Below are 24771 nucleotides of genomic sequence, written 5' to 3' on the forward strand. Positions count from 1 at the left end.
CTCGATCATGCCCACCGCGGCTTGACAACCACATAAGGACACCCCCCCCGACGAGGGGCGGCCGCCAGCTATTCGTCGGCCAGTGGTTCCGCCTGCACTCGCTTCAGCGCGGGCGTGCAGACCGACGCACCGAGCAGGGCGACCCCGATCCCCAGCACCACCGGCGCGGCGATCCATGGGCTGAACACGACCGATCCCCGTTCCATCGTCGCCATGAACAGGCCGAGGCCGACCGCTACGCCGACCACACCGGCACCGATGGTCGCCACCAGCGCGGGCAGTGCGGCTTCCATCCGAAGCGCACGGGACAGCACGCGTACCGGGGTGCCCGCCGCCATCAGGGCACCGAACGTCCGGCGTCGGTCCATGACCGAGCCCGCGGTCGCGACCGCCGCGCTGCAGCCGGCCAGGATGCCTGCTGCGATGAGGCCGATCACGGTGACCCGGCGCAGGTCGCTGAGCTGCACTTGCTGTCCGTAAAGGTACTGCTCGCGGCTGCCGATTTCCGCCCCGACCGCGTTGGGCGCCAGTGCGGTCCGCACGATCTCGCGGTTGGTCTCGGCGGTCGGCACGACCAGGGTGACCTGGCTCGCTTTGACCCCGGCCGGCACCGCGGACGGGTCGATCACGTATTCGCCGAAGCTGTTGAGCCGTTCCGGGTGGTACGTCCCCGGGTTGACCGCGCCGAGCGGGGTGCCGGTGTTGTCCTCGCCGCCGTACCGCGCGATCCGCAGGTTGTTCGTGTCCAGCTGGTACGGGGCGTACAGCCCGACGCCGGGCTTGCAGTCCTGCTGGGTGATCCCGAGCCGGGTCAGCTTGGCGGCATCAGTGCAAGTCATGACGTACGCGCGCTGCATCGACCGGTAGTTCCCCTCGCCCTGCATCACGTAGACGCTGGACACCGGGATGACGCGTTCGGACAGTCCCGCCTTCGTGAGCGTGGCGTTGGTCCGCTCGGTCGCTTCGGGGGCGCGGTCCGGGGTGACGTCGACGTACAGCGCCGAGTCCACGTATTGGCGTCCGCCGCCGGCGAGGGATTCGATCGACGGCAACAGGGTGAGTGCCATCGATCCGGTGAACACCGCGAGCACGATCCCGGCCGAGGCCCGGTAAGAGCCCTTCGGGTCGTTGCGCAGCCGGCGTCCGGCCAGCAGTGACGACGGCCGTCGCCAGATCCGCACGAACGTGCCGCCGACCGCCGAGGTCACCCACGGTCCGACCACCATCGCCGAAGCGACCACCAGCAGCAGGCCGAACAGCACCAGGTTGCCGCTGCCGCCGCTGCGTGCGCCGAAAACGGTGTAGAAGAAGAACAATCCGGCCGCGGGCAGCGCGAGCAGCCGCCACCAGCGCAACGGCTTGACGGCGTGCCCGCCGGTCGCGAACAGCGGCGTGCGCACGACCCGGCGCAGGCCGAGCACGCCGGCGAGCACCACGAGCAGCGGAACCAGCAGCACGGCGAGCACGGTCAGTCCCACCGGAAGTGCGAAGTCCGACGCCAGCCAGGTTCCGCCGTCCCACGGCACGAACGTGGCCAAGCCGCGCAGCGCCGGGCTCAGCAAGAGGCCGAGCAAGGCGCCGACACCCGCCGACAATCCGGTTTCGGCGGCGACCATCGCGGTCACCTGACCAGGGGTCGCACCGGCTAGCCGGATCGCGGCGAGCCGTTGTTCGCGGCGGGCGGCGGTGAGCCGGGCCGACGACGCGACGAGCACCAGGCTCGGCACGAGCAGCACGATGATGCCGACCCAGGACAGCACCGTCAGCAGGCCGTCCGGATGTCCCTGCCCGTTCGGGAAGGCCGCGGCCGGGAAAGCGTCCTGGCCAGGCTGGTCCGTGTGCCCGTACGGCCGCATCTCCTGCGGGCTGTGTCCGACGAGCGCGACGAGCTGCTCCGGGTACCGCAGCGCCTCGTCGCCGAACGCGGCGACCGGTTTGCCGAAACGGTTCCCGAGCTGGTCGGCCGGAGTCGCGTTGAGCAGTTTCCCGAGCGCGGGCGACACGATCGTCTCGCCGGGACCGGGCAGCTGCGGGATGCCCGGGGGTAGCCGCAGCGAGTCGGCCGGGCCGGTGACCGCGATGTCGACGCGGGCGACCTGCTTGCCGTCGAAGTAGTCCTTGGACGAGTTGACCAGCAGGGCGTTCTGCTGGCCGGAGTCGTAACGGCCGCTGCTCTGCCACAGCGCCCGCTGCTCACGTGCCTGAGTGGCGTACGGCAGGGTCGCCAGCAGCAGGACGAGCCCGGTCGCGACGGCGACGCCGACCGCGGTGAGGATCGCCGAGGTGCGGGTCCGCCGGTCGCCGCGCAGTACCCGCAGGGCGAGCTGGAACGGGTTCATGCCGCGAGCCTTGTCGCGATCAGGCCGTCGCGGATCGCCACGGTGCGCGGCATCGATTCGGCGAGTTCCCGGTCGTGGGTCACCACGAGCACCGCGGCTCCGGACGCCTGCGCGGCGGCCAGCAGCGCGTCCATCGTCTCGCGGCCGGTGCGGGTGTCGAGCGCGCCGGTCGGTTCGTCGGCGAAGATCACCTTCGGCCGGTGGGTGAGCGCGCGGGCGATCGCCACGCGCTGCGCCTCGCCGCCGGAAAGCTCTCCGGGACGGCGCGCTTCCTTGCCGGACAGCCCGAGTTTGCCGAGCCATTCCCGCGCCGCGGCAAGGGCTTCGCCACGAGTTCCGCCGGCCAGCAGCGACGGAAGTGCGACATTCTCCTCGGCGGTCAGCTCGGACACGAGCATTCCGGACTGGAAGACGAAACCGAATTCGGTGCGCCGCAGTTCGCTGCGCCGCTTTTCGCCGAACTGGTCGATCCGCTGTCCCTGCAACCAGATTTCGCCGCTGTCGGCACGCAGGATGCCCGCCAGCACGTGCAGCAGCGAGGTCTTGCCGGAGCCGGACGGGCCGACGATGGCGATCGCCTCGCCCGGCTGGACGTCGATGTCGATTCCGGCCAGCGCGTGCTGCTGTCCGTAGCGCTTCACCAGCCCGCGCCCCGACAACACCGGTCCGGCACTCCACTGTGGATTCGTCATCCGCCAGCTCTCTCCCTGTCTCCGTCATTCGTCTTCGACTGCGACGGAAGGCAGCTTCGCGGATCCGAGCGGGTGTCCACTTCGGGCAGACGGCCGGTACCGGCGAGCCCGCCATCGGCCGATCGGCCGATGGCGACGAACCACGTGGCCAAGGTGCGCGCGGGCGCGGATCATCTACCGTCACGGTGTGCCGCACTCCCCGCCGTCGAAAACGCTTGTCGCGCGGGCGACCGAACTCGCCCGCCGCCTCGACATGTCCGTGCTCGTGTTGCTCGCCGCGCTGGCGTTCGACCTCGTGTTCGTGACCGACGCGGCACTCGACAACGTGGGCCCGCGCTTCGCCGATCTCGGTCTTTTCCCGGGTATTTTCGCGATGGCGGCGTGGGCGTTCTGGGCCCGTAAACGCGCGGCGGTGGCGGGCGTATTCGGCGCGCTGACGCTGATGTTCTGCACCTTCGCCATCCGCTATCTGCACATCCCGACCTACTCCAGCGTGCTGGCGAACCTGACCATCACCGAGGTCGTGGCCGGGGTCGAAATGGTCTACTTCCTCGCCCGCCGGGCCCGGCCCGGGGTCGCTTTCGCGGTGATCAGCGCGCTGGTGATGGGCGCGCTCACCGCGGTGTTCGGCCGCGAATACGACGGCAGGCTCTACGGCAGCGCCATCGCGCAGGCGCTGCTTTTCGGTTTCCTGTTCCTCGTCGCGGCGGTGCTCACCGGCGTGATCGGCCGCCCGCGCCGCGAACGGGATCCGGCGACGGCGGAACGCCTGCGCAGCATGCACCGGTTCACCGAGCTGGTGCGCGGCCAGTGGCCGTTGATCGGCATGCTCGGCATCGGCGTGCTGATCGAATTCGGCTACACCTACGAAAGCGGCAGCCGCGGGTTCCCGCTGCTCGCCTGTTCGATCGGCGCCGCCGCGGTGACCACGCTGTCGCCGCGCCGGCCGCGCGATTCGATCCTGGTGGTGGCCGGGCTTCTGCTGCTTTCCGCGCTCGCGACGCCGTTCCTGCACCCCAGCCACAGCTACCAGCTGCTCGGCGGCATCCCGCCGACGCAGATCGTGGCCGCCTTCGGCGTCGTGGTGAACGTGGTGCGGGCGGTGCCGCTCGCGCGGGCCTGGCCCCGGATCGTGGTGCTGTCCGGCGTGGTCGCGGTCGGCTCGGTGCTGAACTTCAGCCAGTACCGCACCGGGCGGCTGCTCACCGACCCGATCACGCTCGGGATGCTCGCCACCGTCGCGGTCCTGCTGCTCGGCATCGCCATCGCGATCGGCCTCTACCTGCGTTCGCGCGATTCCGAACGCGCGCAGGTGGTGAAATCGGCGGTCACCGACGCACAGACGTCCGAGCGGATGGCGCTGGCCAGGGAGCTGCACGACGTCGTCGCGCACCACGTGACCGGCATCGTCGTGCAGGCGCAGGCCGCGCGGATGATGGGGGAGAAGAACCCGGAGCTGGCGCTGGAGGCGATGGGCCGGATCGAGAACGCGGGCGTCGAGGCGCTCGCCGCGATGCGCCGCCTGGTCCGCAGCATGCGCGGCGACGCACAGGCCGGCTCGGGGGAGTTCAACGAGCAGGCGACCACTGACCTGGCCGCTGACCTGCGCAAACTCGTCGACGCGGGCAATCACGGCATCCCGACGCAACTGCGGCTCGACCTGCCGGCGGACTTGCCGCAGGAGGTCGGCCGGTCCGCGCTGCGGCTGATCCAGGAGTCGCTCACCAACGTCGGCAAGCACGCCTCGGACGCCACCGAGGCGCTCGTGCTGGCCGAGGTCGTCGACGGCGAACTGCACTTGCGGGTGACCGACAACGGCAGCGGGCAGACGCATCGTCCGGCGGGCGGGTCGGGCGGATACGGTCTGGTCGGCATGCGCGAACGCGTCGCGCTGCTGCACGGCAGGCTTTCGGCAGGCCGCGAGCCGAACGGCGGCTGGCGGGTCGAGGCGTGGCTGCCGCTCGAGGCGAACGGGGAGACTGACAGGTGATCCGGGTACTGATCGCGGACGACCAGGAAATGGTGCGGATGGGCTTCCGCATGATCCTGGACGCCCAGGACGACATCGAGGTGGTCGCGGACGTGCCGGACGGGGTCTCCGCGGTCGCCAAGGCGCGCGCACTGCGCCCGGACGTCTGCCTGCTGGACATCCGCATGCCGGGCCTGGACGGGCTTGAAGTCACCCGCCAGCTGGCCGGGCCGGACGTCGCCGACCCGCTGAAGGTCGTCGTGGTCACCACCTTCGATCTCGACGAATACGTGCACACCGCGCTGCGCAACGGCGCGAGCGGCTTCCTGCTCAAGGACGCCGGGCCCGCCCTGCTGATCGAGGCGGTGCGGGCGGCCGATCGCGGCGACGCGCTGGTGTCCCCGCAGATCACCGTGCGGCTGCTGAAGCATTTCGACGGCGGGACCACCACCAAGCGGGAAGCTCCGGCACCGTCGGAGCCGCTGACCGCGCGCGAGCTGGACGTGGTGAAGGCCGCCGCACGCGGGCTCACCAACACCGAGATCGGCGCGGAGCTGTTCCTGTCGCTGTCGACGGTCAAGACGCATTTGGCTTCGGTGCAGGGCAAAGTCGGCGCGCGTAACCGAGTGGAAATCGCAGCTTGGGCCTGGCGTAGCGGCGTAGTGGACTAACCGCTACTGGGACGCCCGTACTATCTCGTTATGTCGCGTCGATTCCATGCCCCGGTTGTTCTGCCCGCCGACCCGTCCTGCTCGCTGCTCCGCGACGCCGTCGTGGATGTCGACGACGAAGGCCGGATTTCCTTCGTCGGACCGGCTTCGACCGCGCCGGAGTTCACCGGCGAGCTGACCCGGCTGACCGGAATCCTGTTGCCCGGCTTGGTGAACTCGCACGCGCACAGCCCGATGACGCTGCTGCGCGGCATGGGCGGCGACCTGCCGCTGCTGCGCTGGCTGCGCGAGATCATCTGGCCGACCGAGGCGAAGCTGAAGCCTGCGGACGTGCGCACCGGCATGCTGCTCGGATCGGTCGAAATGCTCCGGCACGGCGTGACGACCAGCGCGGAAATGTATTTCGAGGGCGAGCAGCTGGTCGACGCGGTGCTCACGACCGGCGGCCGGGTGCTCGTCGCGCCGCCGGTGATCGAGCTGCCCGGGCTGGATTGGCGGGAGACGCTGGCGGCGATCGACCGGTGGATCGACGCCGACGGGCTGCGGTTCGGCCCCGGGGAGCGGATCGAGCTGGGTTACGGGCCGCATTCGGCGTACATGCTGAACCCGGACGGGCTGCGAGCGACTGCGGAATCCGCGGCTGCCCGAGGGGCGTTGGTGCAGATCCATATCGCTGAGGCGGCCGCGGAGGATGTCGAGCAGCGCAAGGAGCACGGGTCGGTCCCGAAGCTGCTGGATTCGCTGGGGATGCTCAACGGGCGGACGCTGGCGGCGCACGCGGTGCATTTGTCGGATGAGGACATCGCGATCTTCGCCGCCCGCGGGGTCGGGATGGCGCATTGCCCTGGGTCGAATGCGAAGCTGGCTTCGGGGATCGCGCGGATCAAGGACCTTCGGGCGGCGGGGGTCGCGATCGGCCTCGGCACCGACGGTCCGGCGTCGAACGACGACATCGACCTGTGGGAAGAGCTTCAGCTGACGGCGATGCTGGCTCGGCTGGCCAATGCCGATTCGACCGTGGTGACCGCGAAGGACGTGTTCCTGATGGCGACCCGCGGCGGCGCCGAAGCGCTCGGCCGCCACGATCTCGGCGTGCTGGAGCCGGGCCGCTGGGCTGACCTGGTGCACGTCGACCTCGACGACCCGGCCTTCGCCGCCGGTCTCGACGTGCCGGACGAGCAGTTGCTGGCGAATCTCGTGTGGGCGGCCGGTTCGCGCCGGGTGCGTGAGGTGTGGGTCGCGGGCGAACAGGTCGTCGCCGACGCCGAACCGACGCGGGTCGACCGCCGCGAGATCCAGGCGGCGGTGGCCGACACCGCCGCCCGGCTGCGGGCCTGACCTCAGCGAGGACGGACCTGGATTTCGGTGAAGTGGGCTTCCGGGGTGGCGGTCACCGCGGTCAGCACGGCCGTCGCCACGGAGTCCGGGCGCAGGTATTTGTCGGCTTCGTACTCGCCGCCTTCTTGGACGCGGGCTTCGCGCTGCATGTCGGTGTCGGTGCGGCCGGGGAACACCGAAGTCACGCGCAGGTCCGGTTCTTCCGCGCGGAGTGCGTCGGTGAAGGCTCGGACAGCGAATTTGCTTGCCGCATAAGGTCCCCAGCCCGGGCGGGCGGTGTAACCCGCGCCGGAGTTGATCACCACGACGTGGCCGTTCGCGTTGCGCAGGGCGGGCAGCAGCAGGCGGGTCAGCTCGGCGACCGCGATGACGTTGACTTCCAGGTTGGTGCGCCAAACCGAGGACGGCGAGTCGGCGACCGTGCCGATCTTGCCGATGCCCGCGGAGTGGACCAGCACGTCAAGGCGGTCGATCTTGCTGGCGGCGGCTTCCAGGGAAGCCGCGTCGGTGAGGTCGACCGGCCATGGCTCGGCACCGGGCAGTTCCTCGGCCACCTTCGCCAGTGCGTCGGTGTCGCGGCCGCCGAGGAGGAGACGGTGCGTCGGGGAGAGCTGGTGCGCGATAGCCGCGCCGATGCCCCGCGAGGCACCGGTGATCAGGGCGAGCGGGAGGTCGGTCATACCGGCCACGGTAGGCGTCCGCAGCTCAGCCGCCAGCCCGGGGAGGTCCCTTCCCGCAGTAAGCCGCGGCCGCCGGGTCGCGCGGGTAGCGGATTTCCGTCCGATGCAGCGCGCCGGTGAAATTGTCGATAATCCGACTCCAGGTGAGCGGTTCACGCGTGGAGGCGAGCACCTCCCGCACGTCCGGGCAGCGCAGCGCCTGGCGAGCGGCGTCGATCTCGGAGGGCTGGAACATCCGGATCTCGCCGTCGGTGGCCAGGTCCCCGCGTCCGGCATCGGCGATCTCCCACGCCGCGACCAGCCACTTCGAGTGTCCGGGACGGCCGCCCGCGATGGCCGACGAGTGTGCGGCCAGGTCGCTTGCCAGGCCGTAGCCGTCGTGGATGCGGACGTCCAGGGACACGATGGTGCTGATCGCGCCCATGCTGTCGGCCGCCATGGTCACGTACGGCCGGTCGGTCGGGAAGCGGAACCACTGCTTCACGTCGCCGTAGCTGTAGACGAGCACAGCCGGCTGCTTCGTTTCCCGCACCGCGTCGACGGCGTCGCGGATGACGTCCTGACCGAGGAAATCCGTCGCCAGCACCGGGTGCTCGTGACCGGTCGCCCAGGACCAGTAGCCGCGTTCGTCAGTGACGCTCACCGCGAGATGGGCGCCCTCGTACGGCACGCGCAGCCAGCCGCCCGCGACTGCGGACCACGCGGCGACTCCGGCGGCGAGCGCGACTGTCTTTCGGGTCAGCGGGATCGCCATGACGGGAAGCAACAGCACGAACAACGCGGGCAGCAACATCCGGCCGTGCATGAAATCGCCGCCGACACGCACGACGTACAGCGCGAGCAAGAGTGCGCTCACCAACGAAGCCAGCAGCAGGATGCGCGACTGGCGCACTAGCGCGGCGGCAATCACGAGCAGCAGCAACGGAATCCACAGCACGTACGGGCTGACCAGATCGGCCAGGTACGCGAAGCCGCGCGGCCAGTCGCTGTTGGCCGCCTCCTTGGCGAGCGCGGTGTTCGGCGTGAGCAAACCGTAGTAGCCCATCCGAAACACCTGATATGCCACCGGAATCGCGACTCCCGCACCGAGCCAGCCAAGTGCGGCAGGCCATCGCGGGCGAAGCAGGAGCACTAGGGCGATGAAGCCGACCACGCTGAACAACGCCAGGTCCGGCCGGACGAGCGGGCCCAGCCCGAGCACGATCGCGGTGACGACCGGCGTTGTGCCGCGCACCAGAAGCCACCAGCTCAGTCCGAGCCACAACAGCACCAGGCCGGTTTCCAGCCCGGAAGTCGCGAAGTCGCGGAACGGCGGGAGCGCGCACACGATCAGCGCACCGGCGGGAGCCACTGGTCCGGCGTAGAGCCGACGGGCGCCGTCCAGGCCGAAGAACAGGCCGCCGACGGCGCACAGCAGGCCGGCGATCACCGCGATCCATTCGAGCGGCGGTCCGGGAATCGTGCCGAATCCGGCGAGCAGCCAGGTCCACAACGGACTCGTGCTCGCTTCGACGCGTTCGCCGACGTTGAACACCGGACCGTTCCCGGCGAGGATCTGCCGGACGGTGCGGAGCACGAGCAATCCGTCGTCGCTCATCCACCGGCGCTGCCAGGCAAGCACCGTGTACAGCACGAGGACCGCCCCGGTGGCGGCCCACGTCCAGGCCATCGGGCGGCGGTACCACGGGAGCGGGTCGGCGGGCAGGCCGGCGGCCGCTGTCATGATTGGTCCAGACCTCCCCGAGACGTGGTGTGCAGCCACAGTCTCGCATTCGCCGGGCAGCGACGCCGAGCGGTCGCCGCAATGTCAGCGGTCGGACGAGGCGGAGGCGGCCGGCATCGGCGGTCCGCTCGGCGCGGGCGGGACGGCCGGCGCCGGCGGGGCGAGGCCGATGTCCAGGTCCATCCGCTCGCGCTCCTTGCCGCCGAGGGTGAACGGCGAGGTGCAGCCGGTCGCCGGGTCGACCGCCGAGTCCAGACCCGGGGCACCCGCGCCGCGCTCGGTGACGGTGAGGCCGTCCGGCAGCTTGGAGATGTCGAAGCACACCTGGTAGGTGCCGTCCTTGCGCTGGTCGAACAGGTAGCTGCCGTCGGCGTTCGTGCGCGCGGTGGCGACGGTGCCGCCCGCGCCGTCCTTGAGCGTGACCGGCAGCTCCGGGAAGCCGGGTTCGTCGTCGTCCTGCGTGCCGTTGCGGTTCAGGTCTTTCCACGCGCGATCGCCGATCTTGCCGACCGCGGGCTGCGGCGTGACGGTGACCGTCGCGCTCGCCTTCTGCTCAGCGAGCGGGCCGCCCGGACCGGTGCCGGTGACCTTCGCGGTGTTGACGTGCCCGTTGTCGTCCTCGGTGAGGTTCTGATGATCGCAGGTGAGTCCTCGCGACGCGTTGGCGGCGAGGTCGAAGGCTCCGGGAAGCCCGGAGCACCACGGGTCTTTCACGAGCAGTCCGGTGAGCGGCTGGGAGCCGGTGTTGGAGACCGAGACGCGGAAGTGCGCGGTATCGCCGGCCGGGATGGCAGCCGAGGAGCCCCACGTTCCGTCCGCCGGATTCCGCACCTCCATCTTCACCGCGAACGCGGCGAGAGCCACGTGCACGCAGTCCCACAGCACCCAGTTGTGGTTGGTGCTGGCGAAAAACGAAACCGCCGAGGTGTCGTCCGGCGCGGTGAACGGCGGCAGTTCCTGCTGCGCGAGCTTGCCGTCGGACGCGACGTCGTGCGTCACCGCGAGCGGTTTCTCCGCCAGCACGCGGCCGGCGCGGTCGGCGAAGCGCAGCCCGGTGGTCGCGCTCGCGTGCGAACCGAGGCCGGACTGCGCCCTACCCGCCCACACCGACAGCGAGTATTGCCCGCCGGGCACCGCTTTCACCTGCTGGGCGGCCGAGCTGACCCGGCCGTCCGGCGTCTGGATCTGGGCGTTGACCTGCCCGTCGACCGCATGCGCAGTGCTGGTGACGAGCTTCGGCACCCGGTCCGGCGGGGTGCCGCGCGGAACCGGCGCGGCGGGGCTGAACAGGTACCCGCTCGGCGGCCCGCCGGGCGAACCGGCGTCCTCCACGCTCGGGTTGGCCGCGATGCCGCCGCAATCCGGGACTCCCTCGGCGGGAGCTGATCCGGGAGTGACGACGGCGAGCGCGCCGACCAGCACCGCAGTGCCCGCCGCCGCGCCCGCCGTACGTCCGATCGCGACTCTCCTTGCCCGCTTCACGCGGTGAAGCTAGACCCAGGAGGCCCGATCATCGGTGAGAAACACCCCAAAGTGTTACCGGTGCCCGATCCGGCCGGGCAGCCCGAAGGCACCCCTCTTCCACACCGACACGATCGCGGGCCGCGGCTGCGAGGCACCGCCGTCCGGCCAGTGCGAGGTCGGGTTTGCCGAACTGGCCGCGTCCTCGCCGGGATGCTGCACCGCGACGAGCACCAGGTTTTCGGTGACGACCGGACCGCACGTCTCGGCGCCGACCGGCACGGACAGGAACTGCTTCACGTGCCCGCGCTCCGGTCCGCTCACCGGGACCGAGAAGAGGCCGTCGTTCGCGCCGAGGGTGTTGCCGTCGGTCGAGATCCACAGGTTGCCGTGCGGGTCGAAGGCTACGTTGTCCGGGCACGAGATCGGGCTGACCTGGTCCTTCGGGAAACCGCCGAAGTAGGTGTCGGCGGTGGCCGGGTCGCCGCAGACGAGCAGCAGCCGCCAGGAGAACCGGGTCGACGCGCTGTCGCCGCGGTCCTCGTCCCATTCGAGAATGTGCCCGTTTTTGTTGCGGGTGCGCGGGTTCGCCTCGTCCGGACCGGCCTTGCCCGCCGCGCCGCGGTCGGAGTTGTTGGTGAGCGCGGCGTAGATCCGGCCGTTGACCGGGTTCGGCTCGATGTCCTCCGGACGGTCCATTTTGGTCGCCCCGGCGCGGTCGGCGGCGTGGCGGGTGAACACGTAGACCTCCTCCGCGGTGAATCCATCCACAAAGGACTTATCTCCGCTGGCAAGGGGAATCCACTCGCCGGTGCCGTCGAACTCGCCGTCGGCGGGCAGCTTGCCGGAGCCGTCGATCTCGCCGTGGCTGTTGCCGGAGAACTTGGCGACGTACAGGGTCCCCTCGTCCAGCAGCGCCGAGTTGTGCCGCCGGGCGAGCGCGGAATGCCCCTTCTTGTACTTGCCCTTCGAGACGAATTTGTAGATGTACTCGAACCGCTCGTCGTCGCCGGAGTACACCGCGACCCGGCCGTCCGCGGTGATCTTGACGTTCGCCGCCTCGTGCTTGAACCGGCCGAGCGCGGTGTGCTTGACCGGCGTCGAATGCGGGTCGTTCGGATCGATTTCCACGACCCAGCCGAACCGGTTGGGTTCGTTGGGCTCGCGGGAGGCGTCCCAGCGCCGGTCGAACCGCTCCCACTTGCGCGTGCTCTCGCCGGTGCCGATCGCGTACCGCTTGAGCCGCGCGGCTTCGGTCGGGTCGGAAACCTTGTCCGCGTGGGCGAAGTACTGGTGGAAGTTCTCCTCGCCGGACAGCACGGTGCCCCACGGCGTGACGCCGCCGGAGCAGTTGTTCTGCGTGCCGCGCACGCGCTTGCCGGACGGATCGGCCGACGTCTTGAGGTACTTCGAACCGGCCGCCGGACCGCGCACCTCGAAGATCGTGTCGAGCGTGATCCGCCGGTTCAGCGGACTCGGAACAGTGCGCAGCGCGCCGCCGATCGGGTCGCGCAGCGTCTGCAGCACCGACAGTCCGTGCGCCGCCCAGGCGATCTTCACCTGCTCCTCGGTGGGATTGGCCGGGTCGTACTGGTCGGCCGGGAACAGGTGCACCTCGGTGGTGTACTCGTGGTTGACCACCAGCAGATTGCCCACGCCCAGCGGGTCCTGCGGGATCAGGCCGACGAAGTCGTTGTTGTAGCCGAACTGCTTGGCCTGCGCGGCCGCGGTCTGCCTGCGGAAATCGAACTTCGGCGCGCCGGGGACGACCGGGTCGCCCCAGCGGATCACCACGTGCTGGGCGTACCCGTCGGGGATGCTGACGGCGTCGAGTTTGTTCGGCGGCACCGGGGTGAAGTCGGTGCCGGGCACGGCGCGGCCTTTCGCCAGCGGGGCCGGGGGAGCCGCGGCAGCGGTGCCGGACAGCGCGGCGAACCCGCCCGCGGCTGCCGCCATCACCGCACCCGCCTTGAACACGCCGCGCCGCGAGACGCCCTTGGCGATGTCGCCGAAGTATTCGTTGCCGGTCGGGTTCGGGGCCTCGTGCGCGCACGCGTTGCCACAGCGGTATTCGCAGGTGATCGGTGACCGGCCGCCGGAATGCGCGGTGAACAAGGGCAGCAGTCGTCCGGGCTCCAGGGACACGGGGCCTCCAGGGTCGCTTCTCGGTGGGAACCCGGCGACCGTATGCGGCGAAAACCCCCTTAATCAGACCAAAAGGTTAACGGCGAATGTATTCACGCAAAGACGGCGATCGCCCCCGAACAGACAGTCCGGGGGCGATCGCCGAATGTGGTCGGCCAGCTCAGAACTCCTCGTCGCCGACGAGCGCGGCCTCCTTCGGCACAGTGTGCGGGTCGGCCTTCTTCTCGCGCTGCGACAGCAGCACGGCGGCGATCACGCAGAGCACGGCGGCGACCAGGAACGGGCCCTGCTCCCAGCCCATCCACTCGGCGATGTGGCCGACGAGCGTGGCCGCGACCGCGCCGCCGAACCAGCGGCAGAAGTTGTACCCGGCGCTCGCGACCGGCCGCGGCGCGTCGCTGATCGACATCGCGGTCCCGGTGAAGAGCGTGTTCAGCAGCCCGGAAACCAGCCCGGACACGATGATCCCGACGACCACCACCGGCTTGCTCGGAATGGCGAGCACCAGCATCAGCACTGTGTAACCGGTCACCGCCAGCGCGGCCGCGTGCCGTTCGCCGAAACGGGCGGCCATCTTCGGCGCGAGGACCACGCCGGCGATCGCCACGCACAGGCCCCAGCCGCAGAAGATCAGGCCGACCGCGATGGCGTTCCAGCCGAGCACGAACGGGGACCAGGCGAGCACGGCGAAGAAAGCGGCGGTGTAGAGCGCCGAGGCGATCGACGTCCGGAGCAGACCGGGGTGCTTGAGCGCGCGGATCGGGTCGAGCAGCTTGATCGGTTCGCGTTTCTCGGCCGAGTCGCTCTTCAGGAAGATCGAGCACAACACCAGCGCGGCGACCATCAGCACGGCGGTGCCGAGGAACGGACCGCGCCACGAGATCGTGCCCAGCAGCGCGCCGAGCAGCGGCCCGACGGCGAGTCCCACGCCGAGCGCGGCCTCGTAAAGCAGGATCGCACCGGATTGGCCGCCGGTCGCCGCGCCGACGATCACCGACAGCGCGGTGGCGATGAAGAAAGCGTTGCCCAGCCCCCACACCGCACGCAGGCCGACGAGCTGTTCGATCGAACCCGCCGCGGCGCACAGCGCGGTCGCGGCGACGATCAGGGTCAGCCCGAGCAGCACGGTCCGCTTGGCCCCGAACCGGGCGGACATCGCGCCGGTGAAGAGCATCGCGATCACCTGCACGCCGAGATACGACGTGAACAGCAGTGTGACCTGCGACGGCGAAGCGTTCAGCCCCTTGGCGATGGACAGCAGGATCGGGTCGACGAGACCGATGCCCATGAACGCGATGACCGCGGCGAACGCGGTGATCCACACCTGTTTGGGCTGGCCCTTGACCGCGTCCAGCAGGCTCGAGTGGTGCTCAGCGCTCATCGCGGATCAGTTCCTCCTTCGGACATAACAGCGAGTTCCGCGGCGGGGTCGTCACGGTGGAAGTCGGCGATCAGCTTGGTGAGCGCGGGAAGCGCGGCGTCGATGGCGGCGCGCTCGTCCGGGTCGAGACGGTCGAGCCGCGCCCGCAGCTCCGCCTCCCGGCCCGCGATCATCTCGGCGTAGAACCGCTCGCCTTCCGGCGTGGCTTCCACGAGCACGGCGCGCCCGTCGTCGGGGTCGGGACGGCGGGTCACCATGCCGAGCCGTTCGAGCCTGCGCACGACGTCGGTCATCGACGGCATCCGCACGCGCTCAAGACGGGAAAGCCGGTTCATCCGGCTCGGGCCCCGGCCGACCAGCTCCGACAGCACCGACCCCTGAGTCAGGGTCAGCAGCTGCGCGGTTTCGCGGCGCACCAGGTAGTACAGCCGGAACACCACCGGCCGCAGCCGATGCGCCAGATCGCCCTTCGAGGAAGTCACTTAGCTAGGCTAACAAAAATTAGTTAGGGTGGCGAAGTAATTCGGCTCACAAGGTGGTCCAGTCCAAGACCCCTAGGCTGGACCAGTGGATGCGGTGATCTTCGACCTCGACGGCGTACTGGTGGATTCCGAGACGACGTGGGACGAGGTGCGCCGCGCCGTGGTCGCCGAGCACGGCGGGACCTGGCGGCCCGAGGCGACCCGCGCCCAGCAGGGGATGAGCACGCCGGAATGGGCGAACTACCTGGTGGAAACCCTGGGCGCACGGCTCACCCCGGACGAGATCGCGAGCAAAGTGGTCGGCGAGATGGCCGCCCGCTACGCCGACCGTCCGCCGGTGATCGACGGCGCGGACCAGGTCGTCCGCGAGATCTCCCGGCACTGGCCGGTCGCGATCGCCAGTTCGTCGCCGCCGGTGCTGATCCACTCGTTCCTGACCGCGTGCGACCTGACGTCGCTGGTCCCGGTCGCGGTGTCGAGCGAGGAGGTGGCAGCGGGCAAGCCGGCGCCGGACGTCTACTTGCGCGCGGCGATGCTGCTGAACGTCGAAGCGTCCCGCTGCGCCGCGGTGGAAGACTCGACCAACGGCCTGCGCGCGGCGTTCGCGGCGGATATGACGGTGTTCGCGGTGCCGAACCCGCACTTCCCGCCGGACCCGGCGGTGCTGCGGGACGCCACCGTGCTGCCGAATCTGGCCGCATTGCCCGCCGCGCTCAGTGAGTGACGCAGCCCACAGCGGCAAATAACCCCAAATCGGTCGCAGCCGGTATCCGTGCGGTCGCACAGTGCCATCCTGAACGCTTGCCAACGATATCGGCGCAAGGGGTGGAAATGGCTGCACCGGAACAGGATTGGGACATCGTCAGCAGCGTCGGACTGACCGCGCTCGGGGTGGCGGCGGGCCGGGCGATCGCGACCGTGTCCCCGGATCCGCTCATCGAAGACCGGTTCGCCGCGGAGTTCGTCCGCGCCGCGAATCCGCCCCGGCCGATGCCGGTCGAACCGGTCGACGACCCGCTCTGGACGGCCATGGCCGAGTACCTCGCGGTGCGGTCCCGGTTCTTCGACGAGGTGGTCACCGGCACGGACGCGCCGCAGGTCGTGATCCTCGCGGCCGGGCTCGACGCACGCGCCTTCCGGCTGGACCTGTCCGGCCGCGACGTCTTCGAAGTGGACCAGCCGCGAGTGCTCGAGTTCAAACAGGACGTCCTGGAGGGACTCGGCGCGGCCCCGCGCTGCCGCCGTCATCCGATCGGAGCCGACCTGCGCGAGGACTGGCCAGCCGCCTTGGAAAACGCCGGGTTCGACCGCACGCGGCCGTCAGTGTGGATCGCCGAAGGGCTGCTGCCGTATCTGCCCGCGCGGGCGGAGGAACTGCTGTTCGACCTCGTGCACGCCCGTTGCGTAGCGGGCAGCCGGATCGGGATCGAGCACATGCCCGATCTCGGCGGAGCCGAATTGCGCGACGCTCTTCAGGCCGCGGACGCCGAACAGCGGTTCGGCCTGGACATGAACGACCTGGTCTCGACCGAGCCGCGCCGAAACCCGGTCGACTGGCTGGCCGGACAGGGCTGGAAGACAACGGTGAACCGCTCGGGCGAACTCGCCGCCCGGTACGGCAAACAGCTGTCCGACCCGTTCGGCGACCTGATGACGAAAACCGAACTGGTCTCCGCCGACCTGCCCTGAACAGCCGTGCGGGGAATCCTGCGGGACTCGGCGTCCCCCAGGATTCCCGGCACGGACAGTGGAGCTGGGCTCAGCGCTCCAGTTCGCCGCGGATGAAGGCGTCGACCGAGTCGCGCGCGGTCGAGTCGTCGTACTGCTCCGGCGGCGACTTCATGAAGTAGGACGACGCGGACAGGATCGGGCCGCCGATGCCGCGGTCCTTGGCGATCTTCGCCGCGCGCACCGCGTCGATGATGATGCCCGCCGAGTTGGGGGAATCCCACACCTCGAGCTTGTACTCCAGGTTCAGCGGCACGTCGCCGAACGCGCGGCCCTCAAGGCGGACGTAGGCCCACTTGCGGTCGTCGAGCCACTGCACGTAGTCCGACGGTCCGATGTGGACATTGCCCTTGCCGAGCTCGCGGTCCACCTGCGAGGTGACCGACTGGGTCTTCGAGATCTTCTTCGACTCGAGCCGCTCCAGCTCTTTCATGTTCAGGAAGTCCATGTTCCCGCCCACGTTGAGCTGCATCGTGCGGTCGAGCTGCACGCCGCGGTCCTCGAACAGCTTCGCCAGCACGCGGTGCGTGATGGTGGCGCCGACCTGGGACTTGATGTCGTCGCCGACGATCGGGACGCCCGCGTCCTCGAACTTCTTCGCCCACTCCGGGTCGGAGGCGATGAACACCGGCAGCGCGTTGACGAACGCGACATTCGCGTCGATCGCGGCTTGGGCGTAGAACTTGTCGGCTTCTTCGGACCCGACGGGAAGGTAGGACACGAGCACGTCGACCTGCGCGTCGCGCAGCGCGCCGACCAGGTCGACTGGAGCCTCGTCGGACTCCTCGATGGTCTCGCGGTAGAAGCGGCCGAGGCCGTCGTAGGTGTGCCCGCGCTGGACGGTGACGCCGAGCGGCGGCACGTCGGCGATCTTGATCGTGTTGTTCTCGCTGGCGGAGATCGCCTCCGAGAGGTCCCGGCCGACCTTCTTCGCGTCGACGTCGAACGCGGCGACGAACTCGATGTCGCGCACGTGGTAGTCGCCGAACTGGACGTGCATCAAACCGGGGACGCGCGTACCGGGATCCGCGTCACGGTAGTACTGCACACCCTGGACCAGCGACGAGGCGCAGTTGCCGACGCCCACGATGGCCACCCGAACGCGGCGGTTCTCGCCCATGCCGGTTTCTCCTTCAATCTCATTCACTTGCATCTGCAGGTCTGCCGCCCCGTTGCGGCCGCCGATCAACCGCGTCCCGGCTGCTGCGGGCCGCGCTGCTCGGCTTGTTCGTGCGCGATCAGCTCGTTGAGCCAGCGCACCTCCCGCTCGCTCGACTCCAGCCCCAGCCGGTGCAGCTCGCGGGTGTAGCGGTCGATCTTCTCCTCGGCCCTGGCCAGCGCGTCCCGCAAACCTTCGCGCCGCTCCTCGACGCGGCGGCGGCGGCCTTCCAGGATTCGCATCCTGACGTCGGCCGGTGTCCGCGAGAAGAATGCCAGGTGGACGCCGAATCCCTCGTCGTCCCACGTCTGCGGTCCCGCGTCGCCGAGCAGTTCGGCGAAGCGTTCCTTGCCCTCGGCGGTGAGCTTGTAGACGCGGCGGCCGCGCCGGGACCACGCCCGGTCGTCCGCCTCGTCGAACTCCTCGACGAGGTAGCCGGCCCGCAGCAGCCGGCGCAAGGTCGGATACAACGAGCCGTACGAGAACGTCCGGAACATCCCGAGCGTCTCGTGCAAACGTTTGCGCAGCACGTACCCGTGCATGGGCGCCTCGTGCAGCAATCCGAGGATCGCGAGTTCGAGCACACCACACCCCATTCCGGGAATACGCCGCGGCCAGCCTCGTTGATCACCCGGGACCGGCTCAGCCAACCTACTCGCCGAGTATATCGCGCCGATACATCGAAGTGGCGGAAGTAACCCGCGACCAGCACCCGCCCCTCTGATCCGTGATCAGAGCGTTAGCTAACTTTCGGCGTGTCCGAACGGTCGCCCTGGGTACGGGGAAGCAGGGGGCACCGCGGACACAGAAAGAGCCCGTACTCTGTCCTCGTGCGAAACCAGCGGCAGGTTGTGGATTACGCCTTGCAGCGCCGTGCGCTGCTGGCCGGCGTCCGCTCCGGACGCGTCGGAGACCACGAGGTCTGCGACGCGAGCCCGTACCTGCTCCGCGCGGCGAAATTCCACGGCAGACCCGAGGACCGGGCCTGTCCGATGTGCCGCCGGGCTCCGCTGCACCTCGTCTCCTGGGTCTACGGCGACGAGCTGAAGCACGTCTCGGGGTCGGCCCGCACCCCCGCCGAACTGACCCGGATGTCGGGGATTTTCGGGGAGTTCACCGTCTATGACGTAGAGGTGTGCCGGACGTGCCATTGGAACCATCTGGTCCTGTCCTATGTCCTCGGCACGGGAGAGCCCCAGCCGACCCGGCCGCGAAGGACTGCCGGGCAGTGACGAGTACCACAACCGCTGCAGAACGCGGGGCGGCACCAGTGCAGACAGTGCAGCCCTCGGAGGCCCATTCGTGAACGACGACCGCAACCGCTCCTGGCCGAGCCAGGAGCCAGATGCACCTCGCCGTGCCCGGCGACCGCAGGAGGACCCCGGTCCCGCCTGGCCATCCGATGACGCCCCCCGGCGCCCCGCACCGCCCCGCCGTCCTCCCGCGGGCGGCCCGCGCCCGCCACGCGCCCCGCAAGCCGGCCCCGAATGGCCGAGCGGCGACGAAGGCGGTCCGCAGTGGCCCGCCGACGAGCCGCGCCGTCCGCAGCGGATGCCGCAGAACCGCGCTCCGCAGGGCCGCGCTCCCCAGGGTCCCGGCCCGCAGGACCGCGGTTCGGGCACCCGTGCGTCGCAGATCCTCGACGGACAGGGCGCGCCGCCGCCGCGCCGCCAGCCGCCGGGCGGACGTCCCGGTCCCAACGGCGGTCCCAACGGGAACGCCACCCAGGGCTTCCGGCAGCCGCCGCCCGGCGGACGGCCGCCCCAGGGCCGCCGGGTCCCGCCGCCGCCTCCGCCGTCCTATCCGGAGGCAGAGCGCGAACCGGACCTGATCACGCACGCCGCGCACAACGGCTACGCCCCCTACGACGACCGGTACGACGACGGCTNACGGCTACGACCCCTACGACGAGGAAACCCGCCTCGCCCAGTACTCCGACGACGAGGACTTCGAGGACGACCCGGAAGGCGACCAGGACGGCAAGAAGAGCAAGGCCGACCTCACGCCGAAGCAGCGCCGCAAACGCCGGTGGAAGATCGTCCGGCGGGTGCTGTACGCGATGTTCGGGCTGTTCGTCGTGGTGCCCGCGATCGCGTTCGTGATCACCTACTTCACGGTCGACGTGCCCTCGCCGCAGGAAGTGCTCGCGCAGCAAAGCCAGCCGATCACCTTCTACTACGGCGACAAATCGGTGATGGGCCGCTCGGTCCCGCAGGGCGGCAACCGGGAACTGCTGCAGCCCAACCAGGTGCCCGAGGTCGTCAAACACGCGGTGTACTCGGCCGAAGACGCGACGTTCGAGACGAACTCCGGCTTCAACGTGATGGCGATCCTGCGGTCGGTCTTCAACCAGGCGACCGGCGGCACCGGCGGCGGTTCGACCATTTCGCAGCAGTACATCAAGCAGGCGACCAAGAACGACGCCCCGACGCTGACCCGTAAGTGGACCGAGCTGGCGAAGTCGTTCAAGCTGAACAACGAGACGTCCAAATCGGACATCATCACCGGCTATCTGAACATCGTCTTCTTCGGCCGCCGCGCGAACGGCATCGCCGCCGCCTCGAAGGCGTACTTCGGCAAGGACGTCGGGCAGCTCAACGCGTCCGAGGCGGCACTGCTCGCCGGGATGATCCAGGGACCGGGCAAGGACCAGGACACCGCGTACGTCAAGAAGCGCTGGACCTACGTGATGGACCAGATGGTGGCCAACCACTGGCTCTCGCCCGCCGACCGCAAGGCCGCGCAGTTCCCCACGCTGGTCCCGCGCGACTCGCAGCAGAAGCAGGACGCCGGAACGCTGGACTACTTCATCCAGAGGCGCATCCTCGACGAGCTGAAGGACAAGGGCTACGACGAGGACAAGCTGTACTCCACCGGCGCGAAGATCTACACCACGATCGACCCGAACGCACAGAAACTCGCGGTGCAGTCCGTCCAGGACAACATGAAGGGCCAGACCGACGAGAATCTCCGGGGAGCGCTGGTCGCCGTCGACCCGAGAACCGGGGGCGTGCTCGCCTATTACGGCGGGCCGACCACGATGAAGAACGACGAGGGCAAGGACGTGCTCGCCACGGACTGGGCGAATGTGCCGCAGAACCCGGGCTCGTCGATGAAGGCCTACGACCTCACCGCCTGGCTCAAGATGGGCAAGGGGCTCGGCGAAACCTTCGACGGCACCGACCGGCGGGAACTCGGTGGCCGGGTGGTCCGCAACGCGGGCGAAAGCTCCAGTTGCGGTCCGCAGTGCACGGTCAAGAAGGCCATGGAGGTCTCGGCGAACACCGTGTTCTACGACATGGTGCTGAACTGGACGAAACCGGCCAGGGTCGCGGAGGCCGCGAAGGAGGCGGGCGTGCAGTCCGCGCCGAAGGGCAAGGCCAAGCTCGGCACGAGCGACGCCAACATCGCCCTCGGCGGTGGCGCCACCGTGGTCACCCCGGAGGACATGGCCGCCGGGTACGCCTCGTTCGCCTCCGGCGGCGTCCGGCGCGACCAGCACTTCGTCGCGAAGCTCACCAACTCCCAGGACGAGGTCGTCTTCGACGACACCAACGGACAGGGCAAACCCGCGTTCGACGACAACGCGGACAAGAGCAAGCAGATCGCGGGCAACGTGACCGAGGCGCTCGGTCCGGTCATCGCCGAGTCGCACCTGAAGTGCCCGAGCGGCCACGATTGCGCGGGCAAGACCGGCACCCAGCAGTACGACCCGCGAGACAGCGACCCGAGTTCGTACAAGGACCGCAACGCCCAGACCTGGATGGTCGGGTACACGCCCTCGGTGTCGACCGCGGTCTGGATCGGCGGCGACGGCAACAAGCCGCTGCACGACAAGAACGGCAAGCCGATCTACGGGAAGACCGTCGCGGGCCCGACCTGGCAGGACTTCACGACGAACTACCTCAAGGACAAGCCGGGCGAGAAGTTCGACAAGGTGCAGCCGATCGGCAAGGACGCGGACGAGGTCGTCACCTCGAGCAAGGCGCCCCCGCCGCCGCGCGAAACGTCCAGCGAGCAGGCGCCGCCGCCGTCCACGACGTCTTCGTCGTCGGAGCCGCCGACCAGTTCGTCGCATCCGCCGTCCTCGACGACGACCAGCCCGACCAAACCGGGCGGCATCTTCGGCGGCGGCACCGAAGGCGGCAACCCCGGCAGCGGGGGCGGTCCCGTGGTGAACGGCGAACCGCCCCGCCGCAGCGGCTGATCCGCGCCCGGCCCGGCAAAGAGGCTCCTCTCCACCCCGGAGAGGAGCCTCTTTTCGCCGGTACCGCCCGGCTGGGGGTGCGGTAGGTTCACCGACGGTCTCCTCCCCCGCGAAGGGGATCGGCCAGCGGAGTGAACCTCGACCGGGGTTGCCGCGTCTGGTCATCAGAGGGCCTTCTGCGTCCGCAGGCTGCCCGTGTCCGAGAAGAGGATCCGCAGTGAACGACGACCGCAGCCGCTCCTGGCCCGACCGGGATCCCGACCCGCGGCGTCAACCACCTCCGTCCCAGCCCGGTCCGCCGCCGTGGGCCCGCGGTCCGCGGCGTCCCGCCGCTGGTCCGACCGGTCCGGCGGGTTCTCCGCCGCCGGGCCGCCGTCCGCCGCCTCCCGGCCGCCGCCCGGTTCCGCCGCCGCAGCGCGAGCCGGAACTGATGACCCACCGGATGATCGAGGATGATTACCGCGATCCGGGCTACCGGGACGCTGGCTACCGGGACGAGGGACCGCTCGATCCGGACGACGGGTACCCGTCGGAAGACCTGGACAAGAAGGGCCGCACGCCCGAGCAGCGCAAGAAGAGACGCTGGAAGATCATCCGGCGCTGTGCGTACGCGTTCGTCGGCCTCTTCATCGTGATCCCGGCGATCGCGTTCGTGATCACCTACTTCACGGTCGACGTGCCCTCGCCGCAGAGCATCGCGCAGGGCCAGAACCAGGCCGTCACCTACCTCTACGCCGACGGCAGCCCGATGGGCAAGGATGTGCCCTCCGGCGGCAACCGGCAGATCCTCACCCCGCAGCAGATCCCCGACGTGGTGAAGCACGCGGTGATCGCGACCGAGGACTCGACGTTCGAGACCAACTCCGGCTTCGACGTCACCGGTCTGCTCCGCGCGGCGTTCAACCAGCTCACCGGCAAGGCGGGCGGCGGGTCCACGATCTCGCAGCAGTACATCAAGAAGGCCACCGACAACGACGCCCCGACGCTCACCCGTAAATGGACCGAGCTGGCGAAGTCCTTCAAGATGAACCAGACGTACGAGAAACAGGACATCATCACCGCGTACCTGAACATCATTTACTTCGGGCGCGGGGCGTACGGCATCGGCGCGGCGTCGCAGGCCTTCTTCCACAAGGACGTTTCGAAGCTGGACTACTCCGAGGCGGCGCTGCTCGCCGGGCTGATCCAGCAGCCGGGCCGTTCGGAGAACCCGAAGGTGGCGCAGGGCCGCTGGAACACCGCGCTCGACCGGATGCTCGAAAACAAGTACATCACCGCGCAGCAGCGGCAGTCGGCACAGTTCCCGGCCGTGATCCCGCTGGAGGAATCGAAGGACGACTCGAACGCCCCGTACCGGTTCATTCGCGACCAGGTGAAGGCCGAGCTGGCGCAGCACGGCATCGACGACGACAAGTACTTCGCGGGCGGCTACACGGTCCAGACCACCATCGACAAGCACGCCCAGGACATCGCGGCCCAGGCGGCGACCGACGTGCTGAAGGACCAGTCCGACGACCGGCTGCTCGATTCGCTGGTGGCAGTCGACCCGAAGACCGGCGGGGTGCTCGCGTACTACGGCGGGCCGGGGCTGGTCGAGGTGAACGGGAAGAAGCAGGCCGCCCGAGACTGGGCGAACACGCCGCAGAACCCCGGTTCGTCGATGAAGGCGTTCGACCTCACCGCGTTCCTCAAGATGGGCAAGGGCATCAACTCGACCTTCGACGGCAGCAACAACCGGGTCTTCGACGGCCGGGTCGTGCGCAACGCGGGTCCCAGCTCCAGCTGCGCCGGGCAGTGCACGGTCGCCGAGGCGATGAAGCGGTCGGCGAACACGGTGTTCTACGACATGGTGCTGAACGACACGCACCCGGGCCCGGTCGGGCAGGCCGCTCAGGAAGCGGGCGTGAAGACCAAGGACGACGGCGGCCAGTCGCTGATCTCCACTGCGGACGCGAACATCGCGCTCGGCGGTGGAAACACCCGGATCACGCCCGCGGACATGGCCAGCGCGTACGCGACCTTCGCCGCCAACGGCCTCCAGCGCGACCGGCATTTCGTGCTGAAGGTGACCAACGCACAGAAGGAAGTCGCCTACGAGGCGCAGCCGAGCGCGGGGAAACCGGTGTTCGACAGCAGCGCGGACAAGGCCAAGCAGATCGCCGGCAACGTGACCATGGCACTGGGTCCGGTGATCGACTTCTCGCATCTGAAGTGCCCGTCCGGCCACGAATGCGCCGGCAAGACCGGTACCCAGCAGCACACGAAGCGCTCCGGCGAACCGGCGTGGGCGGCGAACGCGAACGCGCAGACCTGGATGGTCGGCTACACGCCGTCGGTCTCGGTGGCCGCGTGGGTGGGCGCGGACGGCGACCAGGCCTTGCACGGCAAGGGAACGTCGCCGATCTACGGTTCGACGATCGCGGGTCCGTTGTGGCAGAAGTTCCTCGACGGGTACCTGAAGGGCAAGCCCGCCGAGAAGTTCGACCAGGTGCAGTTGATCGGCGCGCAGGCCCCGCCGCCGCAGGGGGACCAGAACGCGGGCGACGAGCATCCGCCGCAGCAGACCACCGGCAACGAACCGGACGATCCCGGCGACGGGAACGAGCACGGCGGGCCGATCACCGGCGGACCCAGTCAGCCGCACTGGCCGAGCGGGCTCCCGCACTGGCCCTCGGGCAAGCCGTCCTCGCACAATCCGCCGACTGGCGGCCCGCCGACTGACGAGGATCCGCCGCAGGAGTGACGAAAAGGCCGTGGCCGCGACGGTGGGGGGAGTCCGTCGCGGCCACGGCCGTT

The 24771-nt window shown here is 69.6% G+C and carries 18 protein-coding genes; 8 read left to right on the forward strand and 10 right to left on the reverse strand.

Annotated elements, in window-relative coordinates:
• Positions 1–68 precede the first annotated feature (68 nt).
• Together A4R44_RS08825 and A4R44_RS08830 are read right to left on the reverse strand one after the other, a co-directional pair.
• Positions 69–2339 carry an FtsX-like permease family protein gene (locus tag A4R44_RS08825; RefSeq protein ID WP_067578186.1) on the reverse strand — a complete coding sequence of 757 codons (2271 nt, stop codon included), beginning with the start codon at positions 2337–2339 and terminating at the stop codon, positions 69–71.
• Entirely contained in the window at positions 2336–3031 is a 696-nt protein-coding gene (locus A4R44_RS08830; protein WP_067578189.1) for an ABC transporter ATP-binding protein, read from the reverse strand. The genes A4R44_RS08825 and A4R44_RS08830 overlap by 4 nt, the downstream gene beginning before the upstream one ends.
• A 187-nt stretch (positions 3032–3218) precedes the next feature.
• Between A4R44_RS08830 and A4R44_RS08835 the strand changes: the two genes are divergently transcribed.
• The 3 genes from A4R44_RS08835 to A4R44_RS08845 are packed head-to-tail and all read left to right on the forward strand — an operon-like array spanning position 3219 to position 7009.
• Positions 3219–5021 carry a sensor histidine kinase gene (locus A4R44_RS08835; protein ID WP_067578190.1) on the forward strand — a complete coding sequence of 601 codons (1803 nt, stop codon included), beginning with the start codon at positions 3219–3221 and terminating at the stop codon, positions 5019–5021.
• Positions 5018–5671 carry a response regulator transcription factor gene (locus tag A4R44_RS08840; protein WP_067578192.1) on the forward strand — a complete coding sequence of 218 codons (654 nt, stop codon included), beginning with the start codon at positions 5018–5020 and terminating at the stop codon, positions 5669–5671. Before A4R44_RS08835 ends, A4R44_RS08840 begins: the two co-directional genes overlap by 4 nt.
• 30 nt (positions 5672–5701) lie before the next feature.
• Positions 5702–7009 carry an amidohydrolase family protein gene (locus tag A4R44_RS08845; protein WP_067578194.1) on the forward strand — a complete coding sequence of 436 codons (1308 nt, stop codon included), beginning with the start codon at positions 5702–5704 and terminating at the stop codon, positions 7007–7009.
• Between the two features lie 2 nt (positions 7010–7011).
• On the opposite strand, the gene A4R44_RS08850 is transcribed toward A4R44_RS08845, so the two are convergent.
• The 6 genes from A4R44_RS08850 to A4R44_RS08875 all read right to left on the reverse strand — a co-directional run bounded on the left by A4R44_RS08850 (position 7012) and on the right by A4R44_RS08875 (position 14881).
• The gene (locus A4R44_RS08850; protein ID WP_067578196.1) at positions 7012–7689 is read right to left on the reverse strand and encodes an SDR family oxidoreductase; all 678 of its coding nucleotides are present in this window, start codon (positions 7687–7689) and stop codon (positions 7012–7014) included.
• 25 nt (positions 7690–7714) lie between these two features.
• The gene (locus tag A4R44_RS08855) at positions 7715–9412 is read right to left on the reverse strand and encodes a hypothetical protein (RefSeq protein ID WP_067578198.1); all 1698 of its coding nucleotides are present in this window, start codon (positions 9410–9412) and stop codon (positions 7715–7717) included.
• A gap of 84 nt (positions 9413–9496) precedes the next feature.
• Complete coding sequence (locus A4R44_RS08860) at positions 9497–10894, reverse strand: SdrD B-like domain-containing protein (RefSeq protein WP_067578200.1); 1398 nt, start codon at positions 10892–10894, stop codon at positions 9497–9499.
• Between the two features lie 54 nt (positions 10895–10948).
• Positions 10949–13018 (reverse strand): PhoX family phosphatase, encoded by a 2070-nt coding sequence (locus A4R44_RS08865; RefSeq protein ID WP_067578201.1) that lies wholly within the window; start codon positions 13016–13018, stop codon positions 10949–10951.
• 160 nt (positions 13019–13178) lie between these two features.
• The gene (locus A4R44_RS08870) at positions 13179–14399 is read right to left on the reverse strand and encodes an MFS transporter (RefSeq protein WP_067578203.1); all 1221 of its coding nucleotides are present in this window, start codon (positions 14397–14399) and stop codon (positions 13179–13181) included.
• Positions 14396–14881 carry a MarR family winged helix-turn-helix transcriptional regulator gene (locus tag A4R44_RS08875; RefSeq protein ID WP_067578209.1) on the reverse strand — a complete coding sequence of 162 codons (486 nt, stop codon included), beginning with the start codon at positions 14879–14881 and terminating at the stop codon, positions 14396–14398. The genes A4R44_RS08870 and A4R44_RS08875 overlap by 4 nt, the downstream gene beginning before the upstream one ends.
• A gap of 85 nt (positions 14882–14966) precedes the next feature.
• On the opposite strand from A4R44_RS08875, the gene A4R44_RS08880 reads away from it, so the two are divergent.
• The gene (locus A4R44_RS08880; protein ID WP_067578211.1) at positions 14967–15605 is read left to right on the forward strand and encodes an HAD family phosphatase; all 639 of its coding nucleotides are present in this window, start codon (positions 14967–14969) and stop codon (positions 15603–15605) included.
• A gap of 107 nt (positions 15606–15712) precedes the next feature.
• A complete protein-coding gene (locus A4R44_RS08885) occupies positions 15713–16570 on the forward strand; it encodes an SAM-dependent methyltransferase (RefSeq protein WP_067578705.1) in 858 nt (285 codons plus the stop codon).
• Positions 16571–16640: 70 nt separating this feature from the next.
• Here the strand turns inward: A4R44_RS08885 and A4R44_RS08890 are convergent, their stop codons facing one another.
• A complete protein-coding gene (locus A4R44_RS08890; RefSeq protein ID WP_067578213.1) occupies positions 16641–17729 on the reverse strand; it encodes an inositol-3-phosphate synthase in 1089 nt (362 codons plus the stop codon).
• A gap of 65 nt (positions 17730–17794) precedes the next feature.
• On the reverse strand, positions 17795–18352 hold the full coding sequence (locus A4R44_RS08895) for a PadR family transcriptional regulator (RefSeq protein WP_067578215.1): 558 nt from the start codon (positions 18350–18352) through the stop codon (positions 17795–17797).
• A gap of 246 nt (positions 18353–18598) precedes the next feature.
• Between A4R44_RS08895 and A4R44_RS08900 the strand changes: the two genes are divergently transcribed.
• From A4R44_RS08900 to A4R44_RS08910, 3 genes are all read left to right on the forward strand, one after another.
• Positions 18599–19000 (forward strand): DUF5318 domain-containing protein, encoded by a 402-nt coding sequence (locus A4R44_RS08900; protein WP_037809062.1) that lies wholly within the window; start codon positions 18599–18601, stop codon positions 18998–19000.
• Between the two features lie 815 nt (positions 19001–19815).
• Positions 19816–21975, forward strand: coding sequence for a transglycosylase domain-containing protein (locus tag A4R44_RS08905; RefSeq protein WP_232791543.1), 2160 nt, complete (start codon positions 19816–19818; stop codon positions 21973–21975).
• Positions 21976–22417: 442 nt separating this feature from the next.
• Positions 22418–24718 (forward strand): transglycosylase domain-containing protein, encoded by a 2301-nt coding sequence (locus A4R44_RS08910; RefSeq protein WP_067578707.1) that lies wholly within the window; start codon positions 22418–22420, stop codon positions 24716–24718.
• The last annotated feature ends 53 nt before the right edge of the window (positions 24719–24771 follow it).

The sequence above is a fragment of the Amycolatopsis sp. M39 genome (assembly GCF_001651785.1).
GTDB lineage: Bacteria > Actinomycetota > Actinomycetes > Mycobacteriales > Pseudonocardiaceae > Amycolatopsis > Amycolatopsis rubida.

Bases quoted from the DNA above. Each gene is read 5' to 3' on its own strand.
- A4R44_RS08910 (WP_067578707.1), top strand. From the start codon at position 22,418: ATGATCGAGGATGATTACCGCGATCCGGGCTACCGGGACGCTGGCTAC.
- A4R44_RS08845 (WP_067578194.1), top strand. From the start codon at position 5,702: ATGTCGCGTCGATTCCATGCCCCGGTTGTTCTGCCCGCCGACCCGTCC.
- A4R44_RS08855 (WP_067578198.1), bottom strand. From the start codon at position 9,412: ATGACAGCGGCCGCCGGCCTGCCCGCCGACCCGCTCCCGTGGTACCGC.
- A4R44_RS08885 (WP_067578705.1), top strand. From the start codon at position 15,713: ATGGCTGCACCGGAACAGGATTGGGACATCGTCAGCAGCGTCGGACTG.
- A4R44_RS08890 (WP_067578213.1), bottom strand. From the start codon at position 17,729: ATGGGCGAGAACCGCCGCGTTCGGGTGGCCATCGTGGGCGTCGGCAAC.
- A4R44_RS08850 (WP_067578196.1), bottom strand. From the start codon at position 7,689: ATGACCGACCTCCCGCTCGCCCTGATCACCGGTGCCTCGCGGGGCATC.
- A4R44_RS08870 (WP_067578203.1), bottom strand. From the start codon at position 14,399: ATGAGCGCTGAGCACCACTCGAGCCTGCTGGACGCGGTCAAGGGCCAG.
- A4R44_RS08825 (WP_067578186.1), bottom strand. From the start codon at position 2,339: ATGAACCCGTTCCAGCTCGCCCTGCGGGTACTGCGCGGCGACCGGCGG.
- A4R44_RS08830 (WP_067578189.1), bottom strand. From the start codon at position 3,031: ATGACGAATCCACAGTGGAGTGCCGGACCGGTGTTGTCGGGGCGCGGG.